Source organism: Mesorhizobium sp. WSM4841 (assembly GCF_055811515.1).
Window position 1 is genome coordinate 14,679 of the sequence record NZ_JBVVQC010000004.1, and the last position, 14,222, is coordinate 28,900.

Here is a 14,222-nt window from a genome sequence, read left to right on the forward strand (position 1 = left end):
AATCTCCCCCCTCGAGGGGGAGATGTCGCCAAAGGCGACAGAGGGGGTCGGTACGTCCGGACGCGACTCGATCGCGGACAAAGGATGCCGGCGCTCCACGCGAGACGACCCCCTCTGGCCTGCCGGCCATCTCCCCCTCAAGGGGGGAGATTACGCGCGCCTGGCCCAGCGCTCGCGGCTTTATCGGCCGGGCCATATCGGCTAAGGGCTTCACAGCAAAAACCTCGCCGCCCCGGACCGCTGCTAAAATATGACCGCCAAATCCTCCCCCCTGTTCCTCGGCATCGACACCGGCGGCACCTATACCGACGCCGTGCTGTGGTCGGAAGCCGGCGGGCCAAGCGGAAAAGTGCACGCCAAAGCCAAGGCGCTGACCACCCGCCACGATCTGGCGGTCGGCATATCAGGCGCGGTCGATGCGGTGCTGCAAAAAGCCGGCACCGATCCTGCAGCGATAAAACTGGTATCGATGTCGACGACGCTCGCCACCAACGCACTGGTCGAAGGCCAGGGTGGCCGCGTGGCGCTGGTGATGATCGGTTTTTCCGAAGGCGATCTTGCCCGCGACGGGCTGAAGGCGGCGCTCGGCACCGACCCTGTGGTGTTCTGCCCCGGCGGCCACGATGTCCATGGCAATGCGGCAAAACTCGACCTGTCCGGGCTGGAGGCGGCGCTGCCGGAACTCGGCGCCTCGGTGTCCGGCTTTGCCGTCTGCGCCTATTTCGCCACCCGCAATCCGGCGCATGAGCTTGCCGCTCGCGACCTCATCCGCGAAAAGACCGGCCTGCCGGTCACCGCCAGCCACGAGCTTTCGGCCAAGCTCGGCGGCCCGCGCCGGGCGCTCACCACGTTGCTCAATGCCCGGCTGATCTCGATGATCGACCGGCTGGTGGCGGCGACCGAAGGGTTTTTGGCCGCCCGCAAGATCGCAGCCCCGCTGATGGTGGTGCGCGGCGATGGCGCTTTGGTCTCGGCCGCCTTCGCCCGCCAGCGGCCGATCGAAACGATCCTTTCCGGCCCCGCCGCCAGCCTTGTCGGCGCCCGCCACATGACCGGCCTCGACGATGCTGTCGTGTCCGATATCGGCGGCACCACCACCGATGTCGCCGTGCTCGACGGCGGTCGTCCCAGGCTCGACCCGGAAGGCGCCACCGTCGGCGGCTTCCGCACCATGGTCGAGGCCGTCGCCATGCGCACTTTTGGGCTCGGCGGCGATTCCGAAGTGGCGCTGGAGGACGGCGCGCTCAACCCGAAAATCCTGCTTGGGCCGCGCCGCCTGGTGCCGCTGGCGTTGGCCGGCATGGTGCATGGCGAGGCGGTGACTGTCGAACTGGAACGCCAAATCCGGGCGCCCAACCCCGGCCGCATGGATGGCCGCTTGGCGGTCAGGACCGGCGTGCCGGAGCGGCTGGCGGCCGGCCTGACCGGCGCCGAAGCCAAGCTTTATGAAATGATCCGCGCGACTCCGCTCACCGTCGACAGGCTTTTGACCTCGAATGCCCAGAACGCCACTTTGAACCGGCTGGTGTCGCGCGGCCTGGTGCATGTCGCCGGCTTCACGCCGTCGGATGCCGCCCATGTGCTGGGCAAGCAGGCCAATTGGGACGCCGCCTCGGCCCGTCTGGGTGCGGAGCTGTTCGCCCGCAAGCGCGACGGGCGCGGGCAGGCGATCGCCGCCTCGCCGGAGGAGATATCGGAACGGGTGCTGACCACGCTGACCCGCCTGTCGGCGGAAGTCATCCTCGAAACCGCCTTTGCCGAGGACGGGCTCGATGGCGCGGCGACCGTGGCGCACGCGCTGGTGCAGCGCGCTGTCGACGCGCATCCCGGCATCGCCCGCCTCAGCGTCGCGCTCGACCGCCCGGTCATCGGCCTCGGCGCCTCGGCGCCGCTGCACTATGCCGGCCTGGCCGAACTGGTCGGCAATGACTGCGTCGTGCCGGAAGATACCGACGTCGCCAACGCGCTTGGCGCCGTCGTTGGCCAGGTCCGCGTCTCAGCCGAGGCCCGCGTCAGCCAGCCCAAGGAAGGGCTGTTCCGCGTTTCGTCCGGGGAGACAGTCCGCGATTTTCTCGACGAGGCTGCGGCGATCGCGGCGGCCGAGGCCGATGTGCGCGCGCTTGCCGCCGGACGGGCCAGGGAAGCCGGCACCGACAGCGCCGAGATCGAGGTCGCCACCGAATTCCGCGTCTCCACCGTCGAAGCCCAGCGCATGTTCATCGAGGCGCATGTCGTGGCGGTGGCGTCGGGAAGGCCAAGGATTGCGGTGTGATGTCAGATGGAGGATTTGGGCGCGGTTGCAAGTCGCTCGAAAACCGCGTTTACCCGTATGCGGCTGCCATTGGGATCGACGATCTGCATGACCAAAATCAGCCGCTTTTGATGAAGCTTGAAGGCGGCCGCCAAGCCTCTGGCCTTGGCGCCTGCCGAAGTTGACTCCGGCCAAGTGCCTTTTCCGATCAACGCAGCTTCTCCATTGATCGTTTCTGCTTTCAGATCGGCGGTCCACCCATTACTTGCAGCGACCTGCAGGCCGGGATTGTCGCTGCGGATGACGACCGTGCAATCGCTGCATTGGCCGCCGGTCGAGTAAGCCTGCTGCCAGGTGCCGATGAATTCGGCATCAGCAGCCGCGGCAGGACCAGCGCTCGCGAATGCAAGAGAGAATAGAGCAAAAGCAAGCCAGGCAAATCTCAACATCGGCCAACTCCAAAACGTCTTCTTCATTTGACAGGCAATGTATAAGGCCGGGTTTACTGGAATGAGAAAATTGGCCCGATATGCGATTGCACATAGCCGCTTATGCGCCGCGACGTCGTTTCGCTCCTGCTTCGCCTGGGATGACGAAGTGGACCAAAATACCCACCTTCACCCTAAGCTGAATTGACCGTGCTACCCTGACATGCCAAAGGCCCGGCCAAAGCCTTCATCTTGGAGACCCCGATGACCGATCGCGTCGAAATCGCCGGATTGCGGATTGCCCGCGAGCTTTATGATTTCGTCGTGAACGAGGCGCTGCGGGGCACCGGCATTGCAGCCGACGCCTTCTGGACCGGCCTCTCGACCATCGTTCACGAGCTTTCGCCGAAGAACCGGGCGCTGCTGGAAAAGCGCGACGCGCTGCAGGACCAGATCGACCGCTGGTATCGCGACAATGGCGCGCCCAGCGATATGGAAGCCTACAAGGGATTCCTGAAGGAGATCGGTTATCTCGTGCCTGAGGGGCCGGCCTTCTCAGTGACGACCGAAAATGTCGACCCGGAGATCTCGGTGGTTGCCGGGCCGCAGCTGGTGGTGCCGGCGATGAACGCGCGCTACGCGCTGAACGCCGCCAATGCGCGCTGGGGCTCGCTCTATGACGCGCTCTACGGCACCGACGCCATTCCCGAGACCGGCGGCGCCGAGAAGGGAGGCAGATTCAATCCCGTGCGCGGCGCCAAGGTCATTGCCTGGGCGAAGGATTTTCTCGACGAGTCGGTGCCGGTCACCTCGGGCAAATGGGCAGGGGTGAACGGGCTTTCGGTTGCCAACGGCATGTTGCGGCTGGGCGAGGGCGCCGGCGCCACCACGCTTGCCGACCCCAGACAGTTTGCCGGCTATCGCGGCGACGCCGCCAATCCCGAAGCCGTCCTGCTCACCAAGAATGGCCTGCATATCGAGATCGTCATCGACCGCAGCAACCAGATCGGCAAGACCGATCCGGCCGGCATTGCCGAAGTCGTGCTGGAATCGGCGCTGACCACCATCCAGGACTGCGAGGATTCGGTCGCGGCGGTGGATGCGCAGGACAAGGTCGTGGTCTACCGCAACTGGCTCGGCCTGATGAAGGGCGACCTTGCCGAGGAGATCACGAAGGGCGGCAAGACCTTTACGCGAAAACTCAATTCCGACCGGTCGTATACCGCGCCTGATGGCGGCGCTCTGAGCCTGCCCGGCCGCTCGCTGATGCTGGTCAGGAATGTCGGTCACCTCATGACCAATCCGGCGATAACGGACCGCGACGGCAACGAGGTGCCGGAAGGCATCATGGATGCGGCGATGACGGCGTTGATCGCGCTGCACGATGTTGGGCCGATCGGGCGCCGCGCCAATTCACGCGCCGGCTCGATGTATGTCGTAAAACCCAAGATGCACGGGCCGGAGGAAGTCGCTTTCGCCGTCGAGATATTCGACCGCGTCGAGGCGCTGCTCGGCATGGCCGAAAATACCATCAAGATGGGCATCATGGACGAGGAGCGGCGCACCACCGTGAACCTCAAGGAGGCGATCCGCGCCGCCAAAGACCGCGTCGTCTTCATCAACACCGGTTTCCTCGACCGCACCGGCGACGAGATCCACACCTCGATGGAAGCCGGCCCGATGATCCGCAAGGGCGACATGAAGCAGGCCGCCTGGATTGCCGCCTATGAGGCCTGGAACGTCGACACCGGGCTGGAATGCGGGCTGGCCGGCCATGCCCAGATCGGCAAGGGCATGTGGGCGATGCCCGACCTAATGGCGGCAATGTTGGCCGAGAAGATCGCCCATCCCAAGGCCGGCGCCAACACCGCCTGGGTGCCGTCGCCGACGGCGGCAACGCTGCACGCCACCCACTACCACAAGGTCGACGTTCAGGCCGTGCAGGCGGCGCTGAAAAGCCGGCCCAAGGCAAAGCTCGACGACATATTGTCGGTGCCGGTAGCGGTGCGGCCGAACTGGTCTCAGGCAGACATCCAGAAGGAGCTCGACAACAACGCGCAGGGCATTCTGGGCTATGTCGTGCGCTGGATCGACCAGGGCGTCGGCTGCTCGAAAGTGCCTGACATCAATGACATCGGCCTGATGGAGGACCGCGCCACGCTGCGCATCTCCTCGCAGCACATCGCCAACTGGCTGCATCATGGCGTCTGCACCTCGGACCAGGTGATGGAGACGATGAAGCGCATGGCTGGCGTCGTCGACCGCCAGAACGCAGGCGATCCGCTCTACCAGCCGATGGCGCCGGACTTCGACAAATCGATCGCCTTCCTCGCTGCCTGCGACTTGGTTTTCAAAGGCCGCACCCAGCCCAACGGCTACACCGAACCAGTACTGCACGCGCGGCGGCTGGAGCTGAAGGCACGTGCATCGGCCTGACCCGAAGGTTCAACCTTTAAGGAGGCGGGTGAGGTAGGCTCGGCGTCCCCCACCCCTCAAGGGGAGGGAAACGTCACGCCGCCTGCGCCATCCGCTCCGAGCTCATGCGGTAGGAAATCGCCTCGGCCAGATGGATGCGGCCGACCGTCTCGCTCGCCTCGAGATCGGCCAGCGTCCGCGCCACTTTTAGCACCCGATGATAGGCCCGTGCGGAAAAGCCGAGTTTTTCGCTGGCGTCCCTGAGCAGCGACAGGCCTGATGCATCCGGCATCGCGATCTCCTCAATGACCGAGGGCGAGCAATGCGCGTTGGTGGTGGCGGAGGTCGCGCCGAGCCGTTCGAAACGCTCGCGCTGGATCGTCCGGGCGCGTGCCACGCGCAATGCCACCGCGGCACTTTTCTCCGCCCGGTCCGGCCGGATCAGATCGCTGGCCGAGACCGCCGGCACCTCGATCCGGAGATCGATGCGGTCGAGCAGCGGGCCGGAAATGCGCGCCTGGTAGTCGGTGCGGCAACGGTCGCCGCGCAGGCAGCGATAGCCCGGCTCGCCGGCCATGCCGCAGCGGCACGGATTCATCGCCGCGACCAGCTGGATGCGCGCCGGATAGGTGACGCGATGGTTGGCGCGGGCGATCATGCAATCGCCGGTCTCCAGCGGCTGGCGCAGCGCATCGAGCGCCTGCGGCGAGAATTCGGGAAACTCGTCGAGGAACAGCACGCCGTGATGGGCAAGCGAGGCCTCGCCCGGCCGCACGCGCAGGCCGCCGCCGACCATCGCCGCCATCGAGGCCGAATGGTGCGGCGCTCGGAACGGCCGCCGGTCGGTCAGTTTTCCCTCGCCGAGTTCGCCTGCCACTGATGCGATCATCGAGACTTCGAGCAATTCCCTCGGCGCCAGCGGCGGCAGGATCGACGGCAGCCGCTGCGCCAGCATCGATTTTCCCGATCCCGGCGGTCCGACCATCAGCAGATTGTGGCCGCCGGCTGCCGCCACTTCCAGTGCTCGCTTGGCGGTCTCCTGGCCCTTGATGTCGGCGAGATCCGGCAGGTCGCGCGCCGAGGTATGGATGCCGGCTTCCGGCCGCGACAGCACCTGCGTGCCGCGAAAATGATTGGCGATGGCGATCAGGCTGCGTGGCGCCAGGATGTCGAAATCCTTGCCGGCCCACGCCGCTTCCGGGCCGCAGGCGAAAGGACAGATCAGGCCCTTGCCTTCGGCATTGGCGCCGATCGCCGCCGGCAGCGCGCCGGCCACCGCGGCGATGGTGCCGTCGAGCGACAGCTCGCCAAGCACGACATAGCCGGACAGCATGTCGCCTGGAATGGCGCCCAATGCCGCCATCAGACCGAGCGCGATCGGCAAATCGTAATGGCTGCCTTCCTTGGGCAGGTCAGCCGGCGCCAGGTTAACCGTGACCTTCTTGGACGGCATCGACAGGCCCGACGCATGCAGCGCTGCCTGAACCCGCTCGCGGCTTTCGGCCACCGCCTTGTCGCCGAGGCCGACGATGTGCATGTTGACCTTGCCCGGCGCGATCATCACCTGCACGTCGACCGGCACGGCCTCAATGCCTTGGAAAGCGACCGTGCGAACCCTTGCCACCATTTTTTGTCCCCGGACATGGGCTCGCCCGAAGCCCATGCGATCATGCCGCGAACGGCGTTTACCAGAAACAACCACAGATTTCACACGAAGGCAAGAACATTACGGGAACAACTGGACGCTACAATCTGATGGCGTCGCGGCGCTAACGGGTCGGAAAAACACTGTTCCGCAAAGCGTGCGCTTACTTGCGTTTGTCCTCGACCGCATCCCAGAACAGGCTCGCAATATCGGCGCCACCAAAACGCTGCACCTCGCGCACGCCGGTCGGCGACGTCACGTTGATCTCGGTCATGTAGTCGCCGATCACGTCGATGCCGACGAGGATAAAGCCGCGCTCTTTCAGCGACGGGCCGATGCGGGCGCAGATCTCGCGTTCGCGCTCCGTCAATTCGGTTTTTTCGGCACGGCCGCCGACATGCATGTTGGAACGTGAATCAGTCTCGGCCGGCACCCGGTTGATGGCGCCGACCGGCTCACCGTCGATCAGGATGATGCGCTTATCGCCGGCGCGCACCTCCTTGAGATAGCGCTGCACGATGTAGGGCTCGCGGAACAACTGCCCGAACATCTCGAGCAGCGAGGCAAGGTTGCGGTCGGCCTCGTGCAGGTGGAAGATGCCGGCGCCGCCATTGCCGTAGAGCGGCTTGACGATGATGTCGCCGAACTCCTTGCGGAAGGCGGCGACCTCCAGCGGGTCCTTGGTGATCAGCGTTTCCGGCATCAGGTCGGGGAATTCGGTGACGAAGATCTTTTCCGGGCTGTTGCGCACCCAGGCCGGGTCGTTGACCACCAGCGTCTTGGGATGGATACGCTCGAGGATATGCGTGGAGGTGATGTAGTTCATGTCGAACGGCGGATCCTGCCTGAGCAGGATGACGTCCATCTCCGACAGGTCGGTGCGGACTTCTTCGCCGAGCGAATAGTGATTGCCGTTCTCATCGCGGACCTGCATTGCCTCGATGCGGGCAAACACCTTGCCGCCGCGCAGCAACAGTCGATCGGGCGTATAATGGAAGAGCTGATGGCCGCGCCGCTGCGCTTCCAGCGACAGCGCGAAAGACGTGTCGCCGGCAATCGAGACGGTGGAGATGTGGTCCATCTGGACGGCGATTTTCAAAGGCATGGCGGATCTCCGGCGGATCGTATGGGCTGCTTGCTTGCCTGTACAACCTCGCCGGTCATCTGCCAATCGCGACATTTTGAGGATTGCCTGCTGCAAGCGGGCGTCTGTCGGTCAGTTGCAGGCAAAGCGAGGCTGTGCGTGCGCTCGATGCCTTCGTGGGTTGGCCGCGCTGCGAGGACGCATAGTGGGGCGTGATCGACTTTTTGTCTGACATAAGCCTCGGGAATCGGTTTTTCTCCCTTGCTCCCCCGACCGGGCTGGGTAGGATGCGCGCCGACTGAGCCTACAGCGCCGCGCGTCCTTTTGGACGCTCAAAGGACGCTGTAGCACTTTGATTTTGCGCATGATCCTTTCCGAAAATCGAAACTGATTTTCGGGCCATGCGCAGGGAGAAAAAGATGATGCCATCGGCGCGCTTTGCCGACCTTGAAGGTGCTTCGGTGCTGATTACCGGCGGCGGTTCCGGCATCGGTGCGGCGCTGACGGAGGGCTTTGCCCACCAGGGAGCAAAGGTCGCCTTCATCGACATCGCCGACGGCCCGAGCCTGGCGCTGGCCGATCGCATCGAGAAGGATCTCGGCCGGCGGCCCTTTTATCTCAAGACGGACATACGCGACATCGAGGCGCTGCGGGCTTCAGCCGCCAAGGCGGCCGAAGCCCATGGCGACGTCACCGTGCTGGTCAACAATGCAGCAGTTGACGATCGCCACGCGGTGGAAGATGTCACCGTGGAGTTCTGGGACAACAACCAAGCGGTTAATCTGCGTCCGCATTTCTTCTCCGCACAGGCGGTGGCGCCGGGCATGAAGCGCGCCGGCGGCGGCTCGATCATCAACTTCACGTCGACATCGTTTCTGATCAACCACCCCGATATGCCGGCCTATACCGCGGCCAAGGCCGGCATCGTCGGCCTGACCAAGGGGCTTGCCGGCAAGCTCGGCGCCGACGGCATTCGCGTCAATGCGATCGCACCCGGCTGGGTGATCACTGAGCGGCAGAAGGAGCTCTGGGTTAGCGAACAGGCGCTCGCCGCCCATATTGCCAAGCAATGCATCAAGCAAGTGATGCAGCCGGAAGACATTGTCGGCACGGTGCTGTTCCTGGCGTCGGATGCTTCGCGCATGCTGACCGCGCAGATGCTGATCGTCGATGGGGGCTTCCTGTGAACTCAGCGAGCAGCGTGCCTTCTGTCGCCGCCGTCGACTGGGGCACGACCCGTCTCAGGGTCTGGCTGGTCGATGAGGCCGGAAACGTGCTTGCCGAGCGCCGCGGCGACGACGGGCTGATCACCGCGCAAGCCGCCGGGTTTTCGACCGTCCTCGAAGGACATCTGGCGGCGATGGGCGCGCCGGAAGCGATGCCCGTCATCGTCTGCGGCATGGCCGGATCGCGCCAGGGCTGGCTGGAGGCGCCCTATGTCACCGTGCCGGCGCCGATCGGTGCCATCCTTGCCGGCGCTGCGCGCGTCCCCGGCCAGCGCCGCGACATCCGCATCGTGCCGGGCCTGGCCCAGCGCCAGGCCGACGCGCCTGACGTCATGCGCGGCGAGGAAACGCAGCTTGCCGGCGCCGGTTTGCCGGCAAAAGGCCGCCATCTCGTCTGCATGCCCGGCACCCATTCGAAATGGGTGCTGGTCGAGGACGGCGCCGTTACCGGTTTCGGGACATGGCCGACCGGCGAGCTGTTTTCGGTGCTGGCGGCGCATTCGATCCTGCGCCATTCGCTGGGCGAGCAGCCACAGCCGGTTGCATCAGGCAATCCGTTTTTCCGGCGCTGGTGCGAGCAAGCGCTGGCCGAGGGCGGCGATGTCATGTCGAGGCTGTTCTCGATCCGCGCTGCCGGCCTGCTGCAGGACCTGAAGCCCGGCGATGCCGCTGCTTGCCTATCCGGCCTGCTGATCGGCGGCGAGATCGCGTCGGCCAGCCGCCGTTATGCCAAAGGCGGGTCGGTCGTGCTGGTCGCTTCCGGCGCGCTCGGCACGCTCTATACTGCGGCGCTCGGTCTTGCCGGACTTGCGGTGAGAGCCGTCGATGCCGACGAGGCGGTGCGTGCCGGCCTGATCGAGGCGGCGCGCAAAAATGGCATGATTGCTGGAAGCGGAGTTGCCGCATGACCGAGACCGCACCGTTTCCGAAGCTCGAGCGCGGGCTTGTCGCCATCCTGCGCGGCCTCAAGCCGGACGAGGCGGTGGCCATAGGCCGGGCGATCTTCGAGGCCGGCATCGAAGCGATCGAAGTGCCGCTCAATTCGCCGGACCCGTTTTCCTCCATCGCGAGGATTGTTGAGGCGCTGCCGGCGACGGCACTGGTCGGCGCCGGGACTGTACTGACCGCGGCCGATGTCAACGGATTGCACAACGCCGGCGGACGGCTGCTGGTCAGCCCCAACATTGATGCCGAGGTCATGGGCCGAGCTATGCATTACGGCATGGTGACGATGCCCGGCGTGTTCACGCCGACCGAGGCCTTCCAGGCCATCCGGCTCGGTGCCTCGGCGCTGAAATTCTTCCCGGCCAGCGTGCTTGGCGCGGCCGGCATCGCGGCGATGCACGCCGTTTTGCCGGCTGAGACGCTGGTCGGCGCGGTCGGTGGCGTTTCGGAAAAGGACTTTGCCGGCTACAAGGCGTCAGGTGTCAGCGTCTTCGGCCTTGGCTCCAGCCTTTTCAAGCCAGGTATGAGCGTCGATGAGGTGGCAACGCGGGCCCAGGCCGCAGTCGCAGCCTGGGATGCGGCGTTTGGAGCGGCAGGATGAGCGAAGCCATCGTCTCGGTTTTTTCCGACCATGTCTGCCAGCTCGGCGAAGGCCCGAGCTACGACCCCACCACCGATACGCTCTACTGGTTCGACATCGTCAACGGCCAGCTTTTGGAAAAGCGCCTTTCCGGCGGTACGGTCAAAATCCAAGAGCTTGGCCAGATGGCCAGCGCGATCGCCTTCATCGACGACAAAAGACAATTGATCGCCACCGAAACCGGCCTGCATGTCCGCGACGTGGCGACCGGCAAGATGACACTGCACACGGCGATCGAGGCCGACAATGCGGGGACGCGCTCGAACGATTCGCGCGTCCACCCCTGCGGGGCCTTTTGGGTCGGCACGATGGGCAAGGGTGAGGAAAAGGCCGCCGGCTCGATCTACTGGTTCCTCAAGGGAGAGTTGCGCCGGCTTTATTCCGACATCGCGGTGTCGAACTCGATCTGCTTTTCCGAAGATGGAACGTTCGCCTTTTATACCGACACCAGCACCGGCCTGTTGATGCGCGTCGCCTGCGATCCAGCGACTGGCCTGCCGGTCGGCGAACCGAAGATCTTCGTCGATCACCGCAAGGCCAAGGGCTATATCGACGGTTCGGTGCTCGATCGCGACGGTGTTCTTTGGAACGCCTGCTGGGGCGGCAGCGTCATCGAAGCATACGGGCCTGACGGCAAGCTCATCCGATCGGTCGCGATGCCGGTGACGCAGCCCTCCTGCCCGGCCTTTGTCGGCAGGAATGCCGATCGGCTGGCGGTCACCTCCGCCTGGTCGGGCAAGGATGAGAAACAGCGCCTGCTGGATCCGCAAGCCGGCATGACGTTTCTGCTCGATATTCCGGTGAACGGCCACTTCGAGCCGCGCGTGCTGATCGCCTAGGCCATGATCCCGAACCTTCGGTCCGGAAAAGATCACGGTCAACAGGAAGATCGCGCCAGCACTGTCGCGCAGGCGTCCAGCTGACGTCGGTTTTCCGCGAAAGCCGAATGCGTCTGCCGTGCGATGGTAGGCAATCGCGCTGCCAGGACCCGTTCATCCCGGATCGTGCATCTCATGTCAAGCCGCAGGCCGAAGCTGATCCTTGTATACGAGCCGGAAAAGGCCTGCTTCGACCGGCTGGTCGCCGATGGCCACGTGCCGGCGCGCGCCGCCGAAATCGCCTCCTATCTGGCGCAGTCGACCGACATCGCCCCTGAGTTCGACACGCTGGCGGCAGCCTGCCAGACGCGCGGTCTGTCGTTCGTGCCGGTGGAACTCGACGATGCCGCAAGCGTGCTTGCCGGTGAGGACACGACGCTCGTCTGGACGCTGACAGACGGCGTCGCCTATTTCCGCGGTAGCGCGGCACCGGCTTTGGCGAGGCTGAACGGCCTGAAGGCACTCGGCGCCGATGATGCGCTGTTTGCACTGTGCCAGGACAAATTCCGCTCCGGCGCCGTGCTCGGCGCACTCGGCCTGCCGGTGCCGCAATCCGGCTTGGCCCGCGACGGCCGCTGGCTGGTCGAGCCACCAGCTTCGCCAGCCGGCTGGTTCGTCAAGCCGAACCGGCTCGGCGCCAAGATCGGCATCTGGCCGGAGTCGCGCAGCAGTGATCTCGGCCACGCACTGGAGCTCAGCCGGCGTGTTTTCGACGCCTATCGCGACGATGTCGTCGTGCAGCCCTATGTCGCCGGGCGCAATGCGCGCGCCAGTTTTCTGGGCCTGAAGCCGGACACCGGCGTCGAAGCGCTCGGCGTCGCCTTTGTCGATTCGGGCGGTGATTTCCAGACCATGGCGGACAGCCTGGTGCTTTACGGCGACACCGGCGAGGCTGCCAGGGCGGCGGGAACATACACCGAGCCGGTGCTGCTGCCGGTCGCCGCCACCCAGCCGCGAGCCGATGCAAGGATCCGACGGATCGCCGAAAGCATGATGACCGGACTGGGCTTGCGGGATGTGTTTTCCATCGATTTCCGGGTCGAGGCCGACGACAGCGTCCATCTCATCGAGTTCGAGGTCTGCCCCGGCCTGCCGTGCTTCGATTTCCGCGCCTATTGCCGTACGCAGTGGGAGATGGGCCTCGCCGATGCGATGGCCGAGACCGCTGCGAGTCGTTTTGGTCGATTGGCCGCGTCTTGAGCAGAAATCCTGCGTGAAGCTGCCCGGAACCCTGCAGCCAAGTCCGCCAGTGGACTTCGGAAGATGGCAAGATCGAAGTCGGTGTCTGGGAATGTTCGCAGGGCCGGTTCACCGCGCGCCGAGACACGAATTCCGAGATTTGCCACATCGTCTCCGGCCGCGTGACGCTGCACGGTCCCGACGGCGCGGCCAAAGATGTCGGGCCCAGCGAATTGCTTGTCCTGCCTCTTGGCTGGGAGGGCGAATGGACCATCCACGAGAAAACGCGCAAGCTTTACATCCTGCATTCGGTCTGATCGCCGCGGGCACGTTCGCGACGGTTCCAAATGACTCTGCACGCTACGGCGGTGGCCGCTGAACTAAACCCCTTCGACCAGCACGATCTCGCCGTCGGCCACCTTCTGGCGGATCGCGACGGCGCGCTGGTATTCGGGCGAGTGATAGCAATCCTGCGCCGCAGCCAATGACGGAAACTCGATGATCACATTGCGGTCGCGACCTGGGCCCTCGGCCTTTTCATGTGCACCGCCACGTGCCAGGAATTTTACATCGAAAAGGTCGAAGGCAAGCTTGGCGGCGGCAACATAGTCCTTGTAGCCTTCGGCATCGCGCACATCGACGCGGGCGATCCAGTATCCCTTTGGCATGCTTCTTCTCCTGGTTTTTGGCCGTGCACGGACCGATTTCGAAAATCGCTCCGGCGAGATGGCTGGGGGCGTTTTCGAGAACCGGAGTGGAGCGTACGTAAAGTATATGAGCACCGGAAGCGGAGAAAACGCCGTCAGACAGCCGCCGGAGTAGAGTTTCGGAATTGGTCCTAGGCCGAGCGCATTTCGTCAAGAATTGCTTCCGCGACCGCCCGTCTGTCGGCGGCGCCGACGATCGGCCGGCCGACGACGAGATGGCTGGAGCCGTTGCGGATCGCCTGCGCCGGCGTGACCACGCGTTTCTGGTCGCCATGGTCGCTGCCCTTGGGCCGTATCCCCGGCGTGACGACGGCCATGTCGGGCCCGACGATCCGGCGCACCGCTTCCGCTTCCTCGGCCGAGCAGACGATGCCCCCCATGCCGGCATGCAGCGCCTGTTCGGAGCGCCTCAGCACCAGCGTGTGCGGGTCATGCTCATAGCCGGCGTCGATCACGTCCTGCTCGTCCATCGAGGTCAGCACGGTGACGCCGAGCAGGCAGAGATCGCTGCCCCTGGCGGCCTCGACCGCTGCCTTCATCGTCTTCGGATAGGCGTGCAGCGTCAGCATGGTCATGCCCATTCTGGCAATGGCCTCGACACCCTTGGCCACCGTGTTGTCGATGTCGAGCAGCTTCATGTCGAGGAAGATCCTGGTGCCGCCGCTGGCGAGCTCGCGGGCGAAGTCGAGGCCGCCGGCGAATGCGAGCTGATAGCCGATCTTATAGAAGGAGATGACCCCGTCGAGCTCGCGCACCGCCTTCTCGGCGTCCTTCAGCGTCGGCAGGTCGAGGCCGACGATCAGCCTGTCTTGCATGGTGCTGTC

General features: G+C 64.9%; 12 protein-coding genes and 1 pseudogene. 8 read left to right on the forward strand and 5 right to left on the reverse strand.

All coding sequences use genetic code 11. The features are described from left to right. Positions 1-250 precede the first annotated feature (250 nt). Positions 251-2,272, forward strand: a complete 2,022-nt coding sequence (locus tag AC0L14_RS05690) for a hydantoinase/oxoprolinase N-terminal domain-containing protein (protein ID WP_473485672.1) — start codon at positions 251-253, stop codon at positions 2,270-2,272. A gap of 2 nt (positions 2,273-2,274) precedes the next feature. On the opposite strand, the gene AC0L14_RS05695 is transcribed toward AC0L14_RS05690, so the two are convergent. Further along, positions 2,275-2,727 carry a cadherin repeat domain-containing protein gene (locus AC0L14_RS05695; RefSeq protein ID WP_473748876.1) on the reverse strand — a complete coding sequence of 151 codons (453 nt, stop codon included), beginning with the start codon at positions 2,725-2,727 and terminating at the stop codon, positions 2,275-2,277. Between the two features lie 216 nt (positions 2,728-2,943). Here AC0L14_RS05695 and AC0L14_RS05700 point away from each other — a divergent pair, with 216 nt between their 5' ends. After that, a complete protein-coding gene (locus AC0L14_RS05700; protein ID WP_473748877.1) occupies positions 2,944-5,115 on the forward strand; it encodes a malate synthase G in 2,172 nt (723 codons plus the stop codon). A gap of 73 nt (positions 5,116-5,188) precedes the next feature. Here AC0L14_RS05700 and AC0L14_RS05705 read toward each other — a convergent pair whose 3' ends face one another. Continuing rightward, positions 5,189-6,721 carry a YifB family Mg chelatase-like AAA ATPase gene (locus AC0L14_RS05705; protein ID WP_473529335.1) on the reverse strand — a complete coding sequence of 511 codons (1,533 nt, stop codon included), beginning with the start codon at positions 6,719-6,721 and terminating at the stop codon, positions 5,189-5,191. 181 nt (positions 6,722-6,902) lie between these two features. Further along, the gene (gene gshB / locus AC0L14_RS05710) at positions 6,903-7,844 is read right to left on the reverse strand and encodes a glutathione synthase (RefSeq protein WP_473748878.1); all 942 of its coding nucleotides are present in this window, start codon (positions 7,842-7,844) and stop codon (positions 6,903-6,905) included. Positions 7,845-8,242: 398 nt separating this feature from the next. On the opposite strand from gshB, the gene AC0L14_RS05715 reads away from it, so the two are divergent. The 6 genes and pseudogenes from AC0L14_RS05715 to AC0L14_RS05740 form a co-directional block, all read left to right on the forward strand. Further along, positions 8,243-9,010 (forward strand): SDR family NAD(P)-dependent oxidoreductase, encoded by a 768-nt coding sequence (locus tag AC0L14_RS05715; RefSeq protein ID WP_473748879.1) that lies wholly within the window; start codon positions 8,243-8,245, stop codon positions 9,008-9,010. After that, positions 9,007-9,957, forward strand: coding sequence for a 2-dehydro-3-deoxygalactonokinase (locus AC0L14_RS05720; protein WP_473748880.1), 951 nt, complete (start codon positions 9,007-9,009; stop codon positions 9,955-9,957). Before AC0L14_RS05715 ends, AC0L14_RS05720 begins: the two co-directional genes overlap by 4 nt. Next, positions 9,954-10,595, forward strand: coding sequence for a 2-dehydro-3-deoxy-6-phosphogalactonate aldolase (locus AC0L14_RS05725; protein ID WP_473748881.1), 642 nt, complete (start codon positions 9,954-9,956; stop codon positions 10,593-10,595). The genes AC0L14_RS05720 and AC0L14_RS05725 overlap by 4 nt, the downstream gene beginning before the upstream one ends. Beyond that, entirely contained in the window at positions 10,592-11,473 is an 882-nt protein-coding gene (locus AC0L14_RS05730; RefSeq protein WP_473748882.1) for an SMP-30/gluconolactonase/LRE family protein, read from the forward strand. The genes AC0L14_RS05725 and AC0L14_RS05730 overlap by 4 nt, the downstream gene beginning before the upstream one ends. A gap of 174 nt (positions 11,474-11,647) precedes the next feature. Further along, positions 11,648-12,712, forward strand: a complete 1,065-nt coding sequence (locus AC0L14_RS05735) for a D-alanine:D-lactate ligase-like protein (RefSeq protein WP_473748883.1) — start codon at positions 11,648-11,650, stop codon at positions 12,710-12,712. A gap of 68 nt (positions 12,713-12,780) precedes the next feature. Beyond that, positions 12,781-13,008: pseudogene (locus AC0L14_RS05740) on the forward strand (cupin domain-containing protein); the annotation flags it as partial. Between the two features lie 63 nt (positions 13,009-13,071). Here the strand turns inward: AC0L14_RS05740 and AC0L14_RS05745 are convergent. Together AC0L14_RS05745 and pyrF are read right to left on the reverse strand one after the other, a co-directional pair. Then, a complete protein-coding gene (locus AC0L14_RS05745) occupies positions 13,072-13,359 on the reverse strand; it encodes a DUF1330 domain-containing protein (protein ID WP_123146043.1) in 288 nt (95 codons plus the stop codon). A 170-nt stretch (positions 13,360-13,529) separates the two neighbouring features. Beyond that, the gene (pyrF, locus tag AC0L14_RS05750; protein ID WP_123147316.1) at positions 13,530-14,213 is read right to left on the reverse strand and encodes an orotidine-5'-phosphate decarboxylase; all 684 of its coding nucleotides are present in this window, start codon (positions 14,211-14,213) and stop codon (positions 13,530-13,532) included. Positions 14,214-14,222: the final 9 nt, after the last annotated feature.